We start from the raw sequence: 17,216 nt of genomic DNA on the forward strand, positions 1-17,216 counted from the left end.
AAGCGGCATAACGAAAACCCTTGCGACTCCGTCGCAAGGGTTTTTCGGCTTGGCAAGGATATAACGAAGATGAAGACAGCGGTTGGCCTGACCCCAAGGGGAAGGCCGATTTGATCGGATCGGAAAACCGGGTGCTGCGCAGTATCGATCGCGTGGATATGCGGTGCGCGTCCGTTCGTTCAGGAAGGCTGCACGACGCTGTCGACGCCTGCGCGAATGATGTCGCACGAGCGCTCGAACAGGATCTTCTCGTCGTCGTTCAGATTGAATTCGATCAGTTCCTCGATGCCGCCGTCGCCGATGATCGCGGGTACGCCGACGCAGACGTCCCGCTGGCCGTATTCGCCGTCGAGGATCGCGGAGACGGCGATGATGCGGTGATCGTCGTTCAAAATGGAACGGGTGATATAGGCGATCGCGCTGCCGATGCCGAACTGCGTCGAACCTTTGCGGGTGAAGATCTCCCAGCCCGCGTCCTTCGTCTTGCGCGCGATATCGTTCAGGTCGAGATCCGGGAAGCGCAACTTGTGCTCTTCGACGATATGCAGCATCGGCTTGCCGCCGATCGTGACGTGCGACCAGGCGACGAACTGCGATTCGCCGTGCTCGCCCATCGCGTAGCCGTGGACGCTGCGCGGATCGACCTGGAACACGTCGGCCAGCAGCGTTTTGAGCCGCGCGGAATCGATCGACGTGCCGGTGCCGATGACGCGGTGGCGCGGCAGACCCGACACCTGGGCCGCGATCATCGTCACGACGTCGACCGGATTCGCGGCCACGACGAAGATGCCGTCGAAGCCGCTGCCCATGACGGACGTGACGACTTCGCGGGTGATCGAAGCGGCTTCGGCGATGATGTCCATGCGCTTCTGTCCGGCTTTGACGTTGGCGCCGGCCGTCAGGACGACGATGTCCGCGTCCGCGCAGTCGGCGTAACGTCCGGCCCGCACGCGCGTGCGCGTCGAAGTGAAGTCCGCGCAGTGGGACAGGTCGAGCGCCTGAGCCAGCGCATGCTCGTGATTGCGGCTGATGATAACGATCTCGTCGCAGATGGACTGGTTGATCATCGCGTAAGCGCTGCTCGATCCGACCAGACCCGAGCCGATAATCGCGACTTTACGGTTTTTTTTGCCCATATTCGCACCTCTTGCTTATGATTTATTTGCTTACATGAAATTTTTCAGTAAAGTGACTTTTTTCATTTTAACGGAAAAAAGAACGGTTGTCAGCCAGCAAATACAGAAATATGTTACAATACGTGACACCATTGACGATTTCGAGCGGATACGATGAAAGGAAAAGGGACAAAAGCAGCAATTACGGCCAAAACGGGCTTTTTTCGCGCCAAAAGGGTAATACATAGAGGTGCCTTTTTCGGCAGTCCGCTTTCGTGAGGGAGCAACTGCCGGCAAACGGCGAACTTTAACGGAGGTGACGGAGACCCATGACGCAAAACAAACGCTTTGTACTGGCCAGCCGCCCGAACGGCATGCCGACGCGGGAAAATTTCGAATTGAAGACAGAAGAAGCGGCTCGGCCGGAAGACGGCGAGATCGCGGTCGAGACGCTGTATTTGTCGGTCGATCCCTACATGCGCGGACGGATGAACGACAGCAAATCGTATGCCAAGCCGTACGAGATCGGCGGCACATTCGGCGGCGGATCGGTCGGACGCGTGACGGAGAGCCGGCATTCTTCCTATAAGGAAGGCGATATCGTGCAGGGAGGCTGGGGCTGGCAGACGCACGCCGTCGTGAACGGCGATCTGGCGGTCAAAGTCGACGAGAGCCTCGCTCCGATCCAGACGGCGCTCGGCGTACTCGGCATGCCGGGACTGACCGCCTACTTCGGCCTGCTGGATATCGGGCAGCCCAAGGAAGGCGAGACGGTCGTCGTATCCGGCGCAGGCGGAGCGGTCGGCATGATTGTCGGCCAGATCGCGAAGATCAAAGGCGCGCGCGTCGTCGGCATTTCCGGTTCGGAAGAGAAAAACCGGTATCTGTCCGAAGAACTCGGCTTCGACGCCGTCGTCAACTACAAGACCGAATCGCTGGACGAAGCGCTTGCGGCCGCGTGCCCGGACGGCGTGGACGTCTATTTCGACAACGTGGGCGGCGAAGTGAGCGACGCGGTCTTCCAGCTGCTGAACGCCAACGCGCGCGTGCCGCTGTGCGGCCAGATCTCGCTGTATAACGTGACCGAACCGGAGCCGGGTCCCCGCTTTCTGCCGCTGCTGCTGACCCGTACCGCTCTGGTCAAAGGGTTCCTCGTCGGCCAATACCAGGATCGATACGGCGAAGCGATTCCGGAAATGGCAGGCTGGCTCAAAGACGGACGTCTGAAATACCGCGAAAATATCGTCGAAGGCTTCGAGCAGTCGCCGGAAGCGTTCTTCGGACTGTTCAGCGGAGAGAACCTCGGCAAGCAGCTCGTCAAGGTCTAACGGCCGGACGAAAATCGAGACCGGCTTTTTATTTTTATATGAAAAAAGAACTGGAAAGCGCGAGAAAAGCATAAATAAAAATCGCAAGAAAAACGAGCCTGCCGGGAAACCGGGGCTCGTTTTTTTATGGCGTTTTTTGGGGGTTCGAACGCCTTTTTTTCGCGATAGATCCGTTACTTCAAATACTTCTTCTTCAACGCCAGAATCCGGGCTGCGCTCTCGTCGATACGCGACTCGGAAATTTGGCCGGATCGCACCGCCTGCTTGATCGCCTCGATCGTATCGATCGCGTTGCCCGCGCCGTGCGCCACGAGGACGATATCGCTGCCGGCCGCTACCGATTGAACGGCCGCTTCGCCGATTCCGTAGTTGTCCGCGATCGCGCCCATCGTCATGTCGTCCGTCATGATCACGCCGTCGAAGCCCAGCTTGCCGCGCAGCAGATCGGTTATGACGGCGGGCGACAGGGAAGACGGAAACTGCTTGTCGAGCTTGGGCAGCAGAATATGGGCTATCATGACGACGTCCGCCTGCGCGGCGATCGCTTTTCTGAACGGGATCAGCTCCAGCTTGTCCAACTGCTCCAGACTTTTGTCCACGACGGGCAGCGCGATATGCGAATCGACCGACGTGTCGCCGTGGCCCGGGAAATGCTTGACGACCGGAATGACCTTTTTGGATTCCAGTCCCTGCATGACCGGGATGCCGAGCTTCGAGACGAGCGCCGCGTCCGCGCCGAACGAACGGTCGCCGATCACGGGATTGTCCGGGTTGCTGTTGACGTCGAGCACGGGCGCGTAATCGAGGTTGAACCCTTGCGAGAGCAGTTGTTCGCCCAACTGCTCGCCGATCGAACGGGCGTAAGCCGCGTCGCCGCGTTCGCCGATCGCGCCGGCGGTCGGGATCTTGTCCACGCCTTTGAGGCGCGCGACCCGGCCGCCTTCCTGATCGACGCTGACGAGCAGCGGAAGTTCGCCGTTCGGATTCGCGGCTTGGACTTCGTCGACGAACGTTCTCGTCTGCGCCGCCGAATCGATATTGTCCGCGTAGAAAATAACTCCGCTCACGCCGTAATCGCGAATCAGCGCGCGATCTTCTTCGCGCAGCGAAGTGCCTTCGACGCCGGCGATGACCATCTGGCCGATCTTCTCGTCGAGCGTCAGCTTGGCGAGCAGGTCGGCCGTATCGCCCGCAGGGGCGGGAGCGGCAGATGACGGCGTCGGTCCGTCCGCGGCAGCTTCGGCGCCTGCGGCCGGCGCCGTGCCGGTCGCCGCGGTGCCGCCGTCAGCCTGCGGCGCGGCGGGCGATTCGCCGGAAGCGGCCGCGGCGGGCTTCGACGCCCGGCCGACGAGCGAGATATGGTCGAGCGGCGGATTCTCTTCCGCCGTATCGCCTTCGCCGGCCCACGGCTTGGGCAGCACCCAGCGCAGCGTGTAGCCGCCGGGAAGGTCATAGCCAAGGATGAGCTGGTTGACCGTATCGTCTTTGTACGTATTGACGCTGTCCGCTTCGCCGAGCGTATCGAGAATATCGCGGTAGCGAATCTCCGCGAGCGACCCGTCGTTTGAGCGCAGGTCGGTTACGACCTTGTTCTTGTAGCCGATCGTCGTGGCGTGCGCCGCGTACTTGGCGTAGGTCGAGCTGCCGTTCGCCGAAGTCTGGTCGGCGGACTGCCATTTGCGCTCGACTTCGCCCAGGGAGGTGCGGCCGACGGTGAAGTCGGCCGTATCGATCCGGCCTTGCCCGGCGAGCGCGACGATCGCCGCGATCCGGTCGGCCGCGGGATCGGCCTTGGCCGGCGGTTCCTCGGCGGCAGCTTGCGGTTGGTCGGGCGGCGGGGCTTCGCTTTCCGCGGCAGGCGCGGAGGGCGGAGCGGCCGAACCGGCCGTGGACGTCGAGCCGCCTTGATCCTGCAGGTACAGCAGGGCGCCGCTAATCAGAACGAGCATCATCAACACGGCGGCGGCGATTTTGAGAACGGGAGCGGAGCTCCGGGTATTGCGGGCCATCTTCGGATCGGCTCCTTTTCGTCATACATGGATTTGGTGAGGCTGGAGGAACTTGAGGCATGGGTTTCTTCCTATTGATGAGGTCAGGTTGATGAGGTCAGGTGCGGCTTAGGTGCCGCGCACTGCACTGCTTGCCGGGCTCTGCGTCGTCTCGCGCACGACCAGGCCGAATTCCAGCGGCTTGAGCGGCAGCTGCTCGCCGAGCAGGCCGGGAGAGAGCAGGGCGAACGCGTTGTAAGCCTGATCCCGGATCGGATTCTGGACCGTGGTCAGCCCGAGCGTCTCCGCGATCGGCATGTTGTCGAACCCGACGATGCTGAGCTCGCCCGGCACGTCCCAGTCGAGCCTCCGCGCTTCGCTGAGCACGCCCGTTGCCACGAAGTCGTTGGCGCAGATAATGGCTTGCGGTACTGCAAAACTTCCGGATGTTCCTTCCGGAAGTTTTTGCAGCACCGCGAAAAGTCCGGATGTCTCTGCCGGAATTTTTTGCGAAACCGCGAAACTTCCGGATGTTCCTTCCGGAATTTTTCGCGTCCCAGCTTCCCCAGCGTCTTCAGCGTCCTCGCCATCCGCAGGCTGATCCGATTCGCTGCGAACCGGATTTTTTTGCGGCACCGCGCCTTCATCCCCCGCACCAGCCAACAGCCGGCGAACCGTCTCCTGGCCGCTTTCCATATGATACACGGCTTCGAAGTACCAGTCGCGCCGGATGTCCAGACCGCGCTCGCGCATGAGGTCTTCGTAGGCTTGCGCCCGCCGCTTCGTATTGAGACTGCTCGGCCGCCCGAACGCGTTGGCGATGTCCGTGATGCCGAGCGACAGCAGATGTTCGACCGCCAGCCGGTAGCCGGCGTACTGGTCCATCGCCACGGACGGAATATCCGGGCGGTCGGTCCGCTGCCACGAGACGATCGGCCCGTATTTGCCGTAAGAGCTGACGAGCGACAGTTCGTTGACGCACGTAATGATCAGCAGGCCGTCGACCCTTTTCTGCTTCAAGTCTTCGAACGCCTGAAGCTCCCTAGTTCGATCGGAATCGGACGTGTAGATGATCGTCTGGAATCCGTGTTCTGCCGCCACTTCGACGAAGCGCGTCATGAACGGGAGAATGATCTCGCTAATATTTTCCGTCACCATGCCGATTTGCAGCGTTTTGCCTTTGGAGAGCGAGACGGCGTTGCGGTTCGGCACGTAGTCCATTTCGCGGATGACGTTCAGGATCTTTTCCCGGGTGGATGGGCTGACGTGTCGGGATTTGTTCAGGACGCGGGAGACGGTCGCTTTGGAAAAGCCGCTCAGTTTCGCGATTTCTTCGAGATTGGACATCTTCTGGCTCCTTGGGGTTGACGTGGAACGCGTTTCACGGTTTATGCTGACTTCAAGACTTCTTTATCCATTCTAACACACAGGAGTGAATCGATATGAGCATGCAGTTTCCGGAAAACTTTTTGTGGGGCGGCGCGGTAGCGGCGAACCAATTGGAAGGCGCTTACCAGACAGACGGTAAAGGCTGGTCCATTCAGGACGTCACGCCCAAGGGCGGCTTCGCGGGACACGGCGGAGATCCGCTGATCACGGAAGCGCCGACGGAAGACAACATGAAGCTGATCGGAATCGACTTCTATAACCGATATAAGGAAGACGTAAAATGGTTTGCCGAAATGGGCTTCAAAGTGTTCCGCACCTCGATCGCCTGGTCGCGTATTTTCCCCAAAGGCGACGAAGCCGAGCCGAACGAAGAAGGCCTGAAGTTCTACGACGAACTGTTCGACGAATGCCATAAATACGGAATCGAGCCGCTCGTGACGATCTCCCACTACGAGACGCCGCTGCATCTGTCGCGCGAATACGACGGCTGGGTCAACCGCAAGCTGGTCGACTTCTACGTGCATTACGCGACGACGGTGTTCAAGCGCTACAAAGACAAAGTCAAATACTGGCTGACGTTTAACGAGATCAACTCGATCCTCGAAGCGCCGTTCATGAGCGGAGGCATCTCAACACCGAAAAAAGACCTCAGCAAGCAGGACCTGTACCAGGCGATTCACCACGAGCTGGTCGCAAGCGCGAAGACGGTCAAAGTCGGACACGAGATCAACCCGGACTTCCAGATCGGCTGCATGGTGCTCAGCATGCCGATTTATCCGCTGACGCCGAACCCGGACGACGTGATCCAGGCGATGGAATCCGATCACAAAAACATGGCGTTCGCCGACATCCACGTGCGCGGCGTGTACCCGGGCTACATGAAGCGCTATCTGCGCGAGAACGGCATCGAGATCAAATTCGAAGACGGCGACGCGGAAGCGCTCAAGCATACGGTCGATTTTATCTCGTTCAGTTATTATATGAGCATTTGCGAGACGGCCGATCCGGACAAAAAAATCCAGGGCGAAGGCAATCTGCTCGGCGGCGTGCCGAATCCTCACCTCAAAGCGAGCGAGTGGGGCTGGCAGATCGATCCGCAGGGCCTGCGCTACGTGCTGAACTCGTTCTGGGACAGATACCAGAAGCCGCTCTTCATCGTGGAGAACGGACTCGGCGCGGTCGACGAGCTGATCACGAACGATCAGGGCGAGAAGACCGTCGAAGACGATTACCGCATCAACTACCTGAACGATCACCTCGTGCAGGTCGGCGAAGCGATCGAAGACGGCGTCGAAGTGATGGGCTATACGACCTGGGGCTGTATCGACCTCGTCAGCGCCTCCACGGCGCAGCTCAAGAAGCGCTACGGCTTCATCTACGTGGACCGTCACGACGACGGCAGCGGCACGCTTGAACGCTACAAGAAGAAATCGTTCAACTGGTACAAAGACGTCATCGCGACGAACGGCAAAAGTCTGAAGCGTTAAGCTTCGAGCCTGAATGACTGCGGGCTGCATGTGGAAAAGAAAGACGCCTTCCTGAGAGGAAGGCGTCTTTTTGGTGCGCGCGCTGGTGGATGGAGCGTATGGGGAGATCGGGCGCGCGGGAGGCGGGCCATGCGTCTGAGCGTGCTGCGCGTCGGGGAAAAGCGCGTCGCGAAAGGCACGGATCGCCGAGATCAAACGGCAGCGGCGCTCTTGCGTTCAGGGCGCGCAGCGCCGGATTTCGGGTTCCGGGTTCCGTGCCGCTCCGCAAACTTGCGGGCTGCGGGCACGGCATAGGCGGACAACAGGTACGGCAGAGCAAATAACTGCGCAGCAGCAGTTATTTGCCCGAATTCCGCTGCTTTTTTCGAAATAATTGCCTCAGAACACTTATTTGGCGGGAAACGGGGAAAAGACGGCTGTAAACGAAAAAATAACTGCTCTGGGGCAGTTATTTTCCGAAAAGGTGCTCTTGGAGCGAAATAAGTGTTTTCTCGCAGTTATTCCGGGACGTATACTTTGCGAATGCGAATGCGAATGCGAATGCGAATGCGAATGCGAATGCGAATGCGAATGCGAATGCGAATGCGAATGCGAATGCGAATGCGAATGCGAATGCGAATGCGAATGCGAATGCGCGCGGTTTGTCCGGCTGGACGGGAGGAACGCGGCGGCGGTCTGCGTCAGCGTCTCAGGCTTTTGCCGCGCCCGCCGGCGTGCCGCCGCCTTCCGAGCCGCCCGTCATGCGCTTGAAACGCAGCAGCATGTTGAGGCGCCAGTGCAGAATCATGCCGAACGCGAGGATGAAGAACACGCCGCCGGTCTGCGGAAGCGTCACGAACCGTTCGACGTAACCGTGCAGCGCCAGACGGATCACGATCAGCGCGACGAGGATGAACAGGAACGCTTTGGATCTTTTGACGAACAGGTCGCTGCCGATCTGCTCGAACTTGGTGCCGAGAATGAGCGGGTACGCGAACAGGAACCAGCCGACGAGGAACGCGATCAGCGCGCCCGTCCACGGAATCTGGATGTCGCGGATCACGAACATGAAGAAGCCGGTGGCCATCCCGACGGGGGGCATCATGATTTTGCGTGCGGTCAGCGGGCGTTTGCTCGCTTTCATCCGCATGAACAGCGCCATGAACGCCATGCCCGCGAAGAACAGGGTGAACAGGACGCTCAGCAGAATCGGGTTCAGCGAGAAAAATCGGTCGAATACGGAATTGATCCAGTCTATCATCTATAGGGCCTCTTCTCTGATTGGAATCGGTACGAATAAAGCGGTGGGACCGGGCGTGCCGTAAACAGCCGCAGTTCCAGTATAGCACACCGAACCGGACGTTTTTAGAGCCGCTTTCCGCACGGGAGATTCGTTTTGGGGTAAGATTAGAAAGAAGAGTACAAATTCCATTGGCTTCCAGACCCGGCAGCCTTCAACGAACGGAGTGGCCGAGATGACCCGCAAAAAAATTCTGATCGCCGAAGACGAAATGGTACTGCGTTTTTTGTTGACGGAAACGTTGGAAGACGAAGGATTCGATATCGACGAAGCCGAAGACGGCCGGATCGCGATGGACAGTTTGCGGTACGGCGAATACGACCTGATCATCCTCGATTATATGATGCCCGAGGCGACCGGAATCGAAGTGTGCCGTTGGCTGCGCGGCGAAGGCGGGGCGAACGCGGACAAGCCCGTCATCCTGCTGACCGCCAAAGCCGAAGGGAAAGACCGCGAGGCGGCCATGCAGGCCGGCGTCTCGATGTTCGTGTCCAAGCCGTTCAGTCCGGTGGAACTGACGGAGATCGTCCGCAAGCTGACCGAGAGCCGTCCGTCATGAAGGCGGGCGTCTCCGGAGGATTGTCGCGGCGGATCACGTACGGGACGCTGGCGCTGTTTCTCGTGTTGGGCGTGCTGCTGGCGGCGGCCGAACTGGTCGTGCACCGGCAGTACGCGTCGTTGTCCGACGGTCTGAACGGACGGATCGAGCGGCTGAACCTGCTGCAGGATACCGAGCGCGAATTCCTCGAATCGGTCTCTTATCTGCGGGCGTATGCCGCCTATGAACGCGAAGACCTCTACCGGCAGAAGATGTCGGCGCGGGACGGGTACGACCGGCTGTTTCGCGCGCTGAACGAAGCGTACGCCGCGGAGACGTCGGGCGGAGCGGAAAGCGTGCGGGAATTGGCGCAGCTGAACGAACGGTTCGACCGCTATTCGATCACGGCGCTGAGCCTGATCCAGGCGGACGATGCCGAAGCGCTGGCGGACTTGTCGGCTTCGGAAGGCAGTTCGCTCGTGCGGCGCATGGAAGCGGCTTTCTCCAGTCTGGTCAATCAGGAGCGGGAGCAGATCGAGTCGTTGACCGATCGGGTGCGCACGCTCGGGCGCGCGATTCTGATCGTGCCGGCGCTTGCGCTGGCGGCGGCGCTCGGAGCGGCGATGCTGCTGATCCGGTATTTGCGCCGGGCGTTTATCGCACCGGTCGTGGACGCCGAATCGGCGGTCGGGCGGATCGAGCGCGGCGAGATCGTCGAACTCGCCGGCGCCGCGCGGCAGGACGAGATCGGCAGCCTGCTCGGCGGAATCGGGCGCATGGCCGAAGGCATTCGCAGCCGGCAGCATGCGCTGGAAGACAATCTGGTTCAGATGGAAGAACAGCGCGAAGAACTGGAAGCGCAGAACGACGAGCTGGAAGCCCAGAACGAACAGATTCTGGAGCAGCGCGGCCGGCTGGAGCGGACGCTGGAGCGCTTGACACGCCGGGAAGCGCAGCTGGAAGCGATCAACGCCTACCAGCGGTCGCTCGTCGGATTGACGGATCTGGGCGATTTTCTGGAGCAGGCGATCGGGCAGCTGCTGAGCGTGACCGGGCGGGATGCCGGTATGCTCGTCATGCGCGGCGAAGCGGCGGAAGACCGCGGCGCGTCGAACCGGCATACAGGCGGGACGGACGAAGAGAACGTCCGCCGCAGCATTCTCGACCGCTTCGGCGAGCAGGGCTACGAAGTGCTGTACAGCGGGGGCTATCCGCTGTCGGCCGAAGAGTTCGGCGGGGAACCGGCCGGCCCGGCGCTGCAGGCGATCCGGACGAATCGCCCGATCGCGCGGCGGCGTCCGCTGTCGGGCGCGGAGCGGGGCGCCCACGGCGCTTACGAGACGGCCGTGGACACGTATTATCCGGTGTACGACGGAGGCGGGGAAGAACGTCCCGCGGGCTTCCTGCTGCTGACGCTGTACGGCGACCGTTCGGCGGAAGAAGGCGAAGAAGAACTGGCGGACGGATTGATCCGGCAGTTCATCGGAGCGCTGTTCGCGCAGCTGACGCAGGCGCAGCGGCAGCGGCAGAGCCGGGAGATGGAGCGGCTCAACCGGGAGCTGGAACGCGAGAAGCGCAATCTGAGCGACCAGCGCGATTCGACGCAGCAGGTCGTCGATTCGATCCACGAAGCGCTGATCGTCTGCAGCCCGGGCGGCGAGATTCTCATGTGCAACCGGATCACCGGCGAACTGCTGGACCCGATCTTCCGTACGGGCCGGAATTTTGCCGACACGATGGACGAGATGAACGAGAAGCTCGGCATCGGGGGCGATGGCGGCGAACGGATTCGCGGCGTGCTGGAATCGGGGCTGGACGGCGGCCGGGCGCGGTATGCGTTCGAGCCGCCTGGACGCCCGGCGAAGTATTTCGAAGTGTACGTGCAGCGGATCGAAGACGCGGTCTGGGGCGACGTCCGCCTGTTCGTGTTCCGCGACCGGACGGAAGAAGAAGAGACGAACCGGCTGCGCGACGAGTTCGTCAGCGTCGTGTCGCACGAGCTGCGCACGCCGCTCGCCAGCATCCTCGGCTTTGCCGAGATTATGCTGAACCGCAGCGTCAAGCCGGAGAAGGCGCAGAAATACCTGAGCACGATCCACGGGGAAGCGAAGCGGCTGTCCGGGCTGATCGGGGATTTCCTCGATTTGCAGCGGATCGAAGCCGGCAAGCAGACTTACCGCACGCTGCCGCTTGACCTGAGAACGGTGACGGAAGACGTCGCCGCGCAGTGGGACGGCCGCGCAGGACATGCCGTACGCCTGTCCCTGCCGGAAGGACCGTGCGCGGTGCGCAGCGACGCCGACCGGTTGAAGCAGGTGCTGCACAACCTGCTGAGCAACGCGATCAAATATTCGCCGGGCGCCTCCTTCGTCGACTGTTCCATCCGGCTCGGAAGTCCGTCCCAAGCGGACGGTTCGCCGGAAGGAGACGGCCGCTGGATTGTCGAGATCCGCGATTACGGCCTCGGCATTCCGGACGAAGCGAAGCCCAAGCTGTTCGGCAAGTTCTACCGCGTGGACAATTCCGATCGCCGTCAGATCGGCGGGACGGGGCTCGGCCTCGCGATCGTCAAGGAGATGGTCGAAGGCTTGGGCGGCGAGATCGGCTTCGATTCCACGCTCGGCGAAGGCAGCGCGTTCCGCTTCTCGCTTCCGGCGCTGGCCTTGGCGCAGACCGCCGGCACCGTGCTCATTCTGGAAGACGACGAAGGTCTCGGCCGCCTGATCGAAGAAGCGTTCCTCGGCGAAGGCCGCCGGGTCTCCCGTTTCTCCGAAGCGGAGACGGCGCTGCTCGCCCTGGAGCAAGGTCGCGCCGAAGGGGTGCCGGACCTGTGCGTAGTCGATCTCGTATTGGCCGGCGAACTGGGCGGATGGGACTTTATCCGCCGGCTTGCCGCCGACGGGGAACTGCGCCGCGTGCCGATCGCGATCTCGTCCGCGCTCGATCCGCCGGACGGGTACGCGGAATCGGAGAGCGAGAAGTATCTGCGCAAGCCGTTCACCGTCAAAGAGCTGCTCGCGCTCGGACAGCGGCTGACGGGAGCGGGCCGCGATGCCGGTTCGCTCGCGCTGCCGCTGCCGAGCGAGCCGATGGCGCGTGCTTCGCTCGAACATCACGGATTGGACGTACGGAAGATCGAAGTGGAATCGGACTTTGCGATCGTGGAGATCCGGCCGGATGAAGGAGGGGAACGGCATGAATAAATACATGAATAAATATCAGAAGTTGTTTGTCGGTCAAATGGAAGAGAATCTGGGCCGGATGTTGGCCCCCGACGCCCGCACGGACGAACGATCCGTCTATCGGCTGCTGCATTCGATCAAGGGTACGTCGGGCACGATCGGGCTGCAGGCCTGGTACGAGTCGGCGCTGCGGCTGCTGGAACGGTTCCGCGAAGACGGCGAGCGGACGTTCGGCGGAGCCGAGCTGTCCGCCGAGCTGGCCGAATTGTCCGCCCTGCTGGACGCGGCGCTGGAGACGGAGCCTCCGGCCCGGCCTTACCCGCCGCTGCCGGAAGCTCCGGGCGCCGGCGCACATTCCGGCGCAAGTGCCGGCGGAGGTGGCGGTGCAAACGGCGGTGCAAGTGCCGATGCAAGTGCCGGAGACCGGCCCGGCGCGGCCGCCGGTTCCGGTACCGGCGAAGAGGACGCCCGAGCCGCCCGCGAAGCGGCGGAGAGAACCGCCGCGGCCGCAAACGGGCCGCAGGCCGGCGCTCCGGCCGGGTCGGCCCCGAATGCGGGAGCGCATTCGGGACCGGCACCGGAGGCCGGGCCGGAAGCGGGCGCAGCCCCGGAGACGCCGTCTCCGGAAGCTTCGCCGCCCGGCGGCAAGATCCGCGGACTGGCCGCCAGCCTGCGCGAGCGGCTGGGCCGGCGCACGGAACAGCCGGACGAAGCGGCTCAAGCGGCAGCCGATCCGGGCGACGCCGCCGGACAACGCAAACCGTCCACCTACGAAGCGGGGTCTTCCGATCGCGAAGCATCGTCGGCCTTACCGTCATCGGATTTTCCGCCTTCTGCCGTTTTGCCATCGACCGTTTCGCCGTCAGCTCTGCCGCCTTCTGCCGTTTTGCCATCGACCGTTTCGCCGTCGGCTCTGCCGCCTTCTGCCGGTCCGCAATCGGCCGGTCCTCCGTCCGCCTCATCGCCGGCCCTTCCGCCATCCGCCATGCCATCGCCCGCCGCCGCATCCGCCGGCGGCAGCTTCGGCACCCTGCCGGAATCGTCGGAAGGCACCGTGCTGCTGCTCGACGACGATCTGGGGCTGCTCGCCCTGCTCAAAGACGTGCTGGAAGAGCGGGGCTTCACCGTGTTCGCGACGCCGCGCTTCGACAAGGCGGTGGAATGGTTCTACGAGATGCGGCCGGACTGCGCCGTGCTGGACGTGCTGCTGCCCGGACAATCCGGTTTCGAGCTGATCGGGCGGCTGCGCGAACTGTGCGATCGGTACATGATTCCGATCGTGCTCATGACGGCCAAGAGCGACGACGAGACGCGTCTGCGGGCTTATGAAGAAGGCGCGGACGATTTCCTGACCAAGCCGATGAATCCGGAAGAATTCGTCGTGCGCATCCGGCGCCTGACCCGCCGCCGCCGGCGGATTACCGGGCAGCTGCTGCTCGATCAGACGACCGGCGCCTACGGCATGCCGTTTCTGGAGCGCGAATTGACGCGGCAGATCGGCCTGCTCGAACCGGGCGGCGAGCCGCTTGCGCTGGCGGCGGTAGAACTCGAAGGGCTGCGCCGCTTCAACGAGCGGACCGGCTACCGGGAAGGCGACCGGCTGCTGCGCGCGTTCTCCGACGCGGTGCGCCGGCAGCTTCGCCCGCGCGACGTGTGGGCGAGAGACCGCTCGAACCGTTTCTACCTGCTGCAGCCGGGTCTCGAAGCCGGGCGGAGCGCCGAGTTCCTGCGGGAGATTCTGCAGGCCGATCGGCTCGGGCCGCTCGGGTTCGACGAGAGCGAAGCGATCTGCGGCGTAGTGGACGTCGGAGCCGACGATACGCAGCAGGAAGCGCTGTCCGGCGCGCTTCGGGCGCTTGAGACGTCGGCGGAGCGTTCCGGCTTGCCGCGGGGGCAGGAAGGATCGGCGGGAACGGCGGCTTCGCGCCAGCTGAGGCTGGCACTGATCGACGACGATCCGCTGATCCGCACCATTCTGGAACGCCAGCTCCAGAGCCTGGAAGAAGAATACCCGATCGATATTCGCTCTTTCGCCGACGGCGAAGAATTCCTGAGCGATCCCTGGCATGCCGAAGGGTCCCGCTACCTGCTCGTGCTGGACCGGATGATGCCCCGGATGAACGGCATGGAAGTGCTGGCCCGGCTGCGCAGCGGCGATTACGCGCCGGTCTACACCGTGCTCATGCTGACCGGCGTCGGCGACGAGCGCGGCATCGCGGAAGCGATCCGGGCCGGCACGGACGATTACATGACGAAGCCGTTCAGCATGGTCGAACTGGAAGCGCGAGTGCGCCGGCTGATCGGGAAGGTAGGGATGCCTTCATGATCGATTCCGTCGTTCTGCGCGCGATCTGGATCGCCAGCGCCGCGATCGTGTTCGTCATCCTGCTGATCCTGCTGTATCTGATCGAACGCAAATTTCTGCGCGCCCGCCACCGCGCGCAGGTGGAAGAAGCAATCGGGCAGCTGTCTTCGCCCGATTCGCCGCTCGGCGAATATTTGCGCAGCGGGGAGCGGACGCGCAGCCTGTACGCGTCCGGCGCCGGGCTGCGCCGGGAAGCGCTGGAAGAAGCGCTGCTGGACCGGCTCGCCGTCAGCGCCTCGGAATCGGAACGCGAGCGGATCTATGTCTTCGCGGCCGATTATTTTGCCGAAGAATACGCCCATCTGCTGACGCGCAGACGCTGGAGCGACCGCATGAACGCCCTGCTGCATATCGAGAAGTTCCGCATCCGGGAGCTGAAGGACAGCCTGCTGCGCCGTCTGGGCGAACTCGGCCCGGGAGCCGAAGCGGACGACGAACGGTTCCTGATCGTCCGCTCGCTGTCTTCGCTTCAACTGGAAGAGACGTTCGACCATCTGCAGCTGGCCGCCGACCGGTTCTCCGAGCTGCAGCTGCTGCAGGTGCTGCGTCCGCTGCGCGGAGAGCTGGCCGCCCGGCTGATCGCCGACTTCGACGAACTGCCGATCCGTATCCGCCGCTCGGTGCTCGATACGCTGCGTCTCGGCAATATCCGCACGGCCGAAGTGCTGGCGCTGCTCGAACGCTGCATGGTCTCGGAAGACAACGAGACGCGTATCCGGGCGCTCAAGGCGCTGGCCAATTTCGGCTATATGACGGAGGAAGCGGCCGACCGCCTCGAAGCCCGGATGGCCGGCGGCGAGAACGTCGCCTGGCCGGAGCGGATGATGCAGGCGCGCCTGGCCGGAGCCGTGCGCGAAGAACGTTTCGCCGCGCATCTGGAGCGGCTGATGGCCGACCCGTCCTACGAGGTGCGGCGGGAAGCGGCGGCCGCGCTGTCGGCTTACCGCAGTGGGCTGGAGCGTATTCGCCGCGTGGCGGACGAACATCCGGACCGTTTCGCGAGAGACATGGCCGTAGAGACGCTGGAGAGGAGAGCTTATGAGCGAAACGTGGGTTGAACTTCTGATGCAGGGCCACCGGATATTCGGCTATGCGATCATGGTGTACGTCGGGCTGTCGGCCGCCATCTACATCTTCATGTACGGCTCGGCCGCGCGCAGCCTGTGGCGCGACCGCGACTTGAGCCCGATCCAGTACAGCACCGTACTGGAGACGGAGCTTGTGCCGCCGCTGAGCATCGTCGTGCCGGCTTACAACGAAGACGTCAATATCGTCGGCAGCGTGCGTTCGCTGCTCGGCATCAATTACAAGCAGTTCGAGATCGTCGTCGTCAACGACGGTTCCAAAGACCGCACCGCCGAGATCATGATCGAAGAATTCGACATGACGGAGATCAAGGGCCGCGTGCCGTTTGCCGGGCTGAAGCGCGAGACCAAGCCGATCCGCGGCGTCTACCGCTCGCTCCGCCATCCGAACCTCGTGCTCGTGGACAAGGAGAACGGAGGCAAGGCGGACGCGCTGAACGTCGGCATCAACGTCTCGCGCTATCCGTACTTCGTGTCGCTCGACGGAGACACGGTGCTGGACGCGGACGCTTTTATCAAAGTGGTCAAACCGATCATGGACGCACGTCCCGGTGAAGAGATCATCGCAACCGGCGGCAGCGTCGGCATCGCCAACGGCAGCGTGGTCGACAGCGGGTATCTGGACAGCCGGAACGTGCGATTGTCGGAAAATCCGATCGTCATTATGCAGGTCATCGAATATTTGCGCGGCTTCCTGATGGGACGGATCGGACTGAGCCGGTACAATATGCTGCTGCTCGTCTCGGGCGCGTTCGGCGTGTTCAACAAAAAATGGGTCATCGAAGCCGGCGGCTACGAGACGGGCACGATCGGGGAAGACATGGAGCTGACCGTGCGCCTGCACGCGGAGATTCGAAGGAAAAAAAGCAAGGCGCGCATCGTGTACGTGCCCGAGCCGGTCTGCTGGACAGAAGCGCCGGAGAGCTTTACCATTTTGCGCCGGCAGCGGACCCGCTGGCAGCGAGGACTGTTCGAGAGCATCTGGACGCACAAAAAGATGATCCTCAACCCGCGCTACGGCCGGGTCGGGATGCTGTCGATGCCGATGTTCCTGTTTATCGAGCTGCTCGGCCCGCTGGTCGAACTGTTCGGTTACGCGACGGTCATTTTCGGCTTTTTCCTCGACCGGCTCAATATTCAGGTGTCGCTGTCGCTTGCGCTGATGATGCTGCTGTTCGGCTCGCTCGTCTCGACGGGCGCCGTCTTGTTCGAAGAATGGCGTTTTCACAATTACAACCGGATTCGCGACGTGGTACGCATGTTTCTCTACGCGCTGTCCGAGTCGTTCTGGTACCGTCCGGTGCTGACGATCTGGCGCGCCCAGGGACTGATCCAGGCCATTCGCGGCAAAAAGCACAGCTGGGGCGAGATGACCCGGGTCAACGTGCTCGGCGCAGCCAAAAAGCCGGGCATCGTGCCGGGTCCCGCGGCCGCGCCGCCGAAAAAGAAGGAGTGAGCGG

The 17,216-nt window shown here is 62.4% G+C and carries 11 protein-coding genes; 7 read left to right on the forward strand and 4 right to left on the reverse strand.

The annotated features are described in order from the left end of the window. Positions 1-179: 179 nt before the first annotated feature. The gene (locus FFV09_RS13330) at positions 180-1,136 is read right to left on the reverse strand and encodes an L-lactate dehydrogenase (RefSeq protein WP_141448288.1); all 957 of its coding nucleotides are present in this window, start codon (positions 1,134-1,136) and stop codon (positions 180-182) included. A gap of 308 nt (positions 1,137-1,444) precedes the next feature. Here FFV09_RS13330 and FFV09_RS13335 point away from each other — a divergent pair, with 308 nt between their 5' ends. Beyond that, positions 1,445-2,443, forward strand: coding sequence for an NADP-dependent oxidoreductase (locus FFV09_RS13335; protein ID WP_141448289.1), 999 nt, complete (start codon positions 1,445-1,447; stop codon positions 2,441-2,443). A 173-nt stretch (positions 2,444-2,616) separates the two neighbouring features. Here FFV09_RS13335 and nagZ read toward each other — a convergent pair whose 3' ends face one another. Beyond that, positions 2,617-4,452 (reverse strand): beta-N-acetylhexosaminidase, encoded by a 1,836-nt coding sequence (gene nagZ / locus FFV09_RS13340; RefSeq protein WP_141448290.1) that lies wholly within the window; start codon positions 4,450-4,452, stop codon positions 2,617-2,619. Between the two features lie 108 nt (positions 4,453-4,560). Continuing rightward, positions 4,561-5,778, reverse strand: a complete 1,218-nt coding sequence (locus FFV09_RS24185; protein ID WP_246098334.1) for a LacI family DNA-binding transcriptional regulator — start codon at positions 5,776-5,778, stop codon at positions 4,561-4,563. Between the two features lie 95 nt (positions 5,779-5,873). On the opposite strand from FFV09_RS24185, the gene FFV09_RS13355 reads away from it, so the two are divergent. Further along, positions 5,874-7,307, forward strand: a complete 1,434-nt coding sequence (locus FFV09_RS13355) for a glycoside hydrolase family 1 protein (protein ID WP_141448291.1) — start codon at positions 5,874-5,876, stop codon at positions 7,305-7,307. 688 nt (positions 7,308-7,995) lie between these two features. Here the strand turns inward: FFV09_RS13355 and FFV09_RS13365 are convergent. Continuing rightward, entirely contained in the window at positions 7,996-8,547 is a 552-nt protein-coding gene (locus FFV09_RS13365; protein WP_141448292.1) for a CcdC family protein, read from the reverse strand. Positions 8,548-8,761: 214 nt separating this feature from the next. Here FFV09_RS13365 and FFV09_RS13370 point away from each other — a divergent pair, with 214 nt between their 5' ends. From FFV09_RS13370 to FFV09_RS13390, 5 genes are read left to right on the forward strand one after another with little or no spacing between them, the layout of a single operon-like run. After that, positions 8,762-9,145, forward strand: a complete 384-nt coding sequence (locus FFV09_RS13370; protein WP_141448293.1) for a response regulator transcription factor — start codon at positions 8,762-8,764, stop codon at positions 9,143-9,145. Further along, positions 9,142-12,327 carry an ATP-binding protein gene (locus tag FFV09_RS13375; RefSeq protein WP_141448294.1) on the forward strand — a complete coding sequence of 1,062 codons (3,186 nt, stop codon included), beginning with the start codon at positions 9,142-9,144 and terminating at the stop codon, positions 12,325-12,327. Before FFV09_RS13370 ends, FFV09_RS13375 begins: the two co-directional genes overlap by 4 nt. After that, a complete protein-coding gene (locus FFV09_RS13380) occupies positions 12,320-14,632 on the forward strand; it encodes a response regulator (protein WP_170315027.1) in 2,313 nt (770 codons plus the stop codon). Before FFV09_RS13375 ends, FFV09_RS13380 begins: the two co-directional genes overlap by 8 nt. After that, complete coding sequence (locus FFV09_RS13385; RefSeq protein WP_141448296.1) at positions 14,629-15,729, forward strand: HEAT repeat domain-containing protein; 1,101 nt, start codon at positions 14,629-14,631, stop codon at positions 15,727-15,729. The genes FFV09_RS13380 and FFV09_RS13385 overlap by 4 nt, the downstream gene beginning before the upstream one ends. Then, positions 15,710-17,212 (forward strand): glycosyltransferase family 2 protein, encoded by a 1,503-nt coding sequence (locus tag FFV09_RS13390; RefSeq protein WP_141448297.1) that lies wholly within the window; start codon positions 15,710-15,712, stop codon positions 17,210-17,212. Before FFV09_RS13385 ends, FFV09_RS13390 begins: the two co-directional genes overlap by 20 nt. Positions 17,213-17,216 lie beyond the last annotated feature (4 nt).

The organism is Saccharibacillus brassicae (assembly GCF_006542275.1).
Taxonomy (GTDB): Bacteria; Bacillota; Bacilli; order Paenibacillales; family Paenibacillaceae; genus Saccharibacillus; species Saccharibacillus brassicae.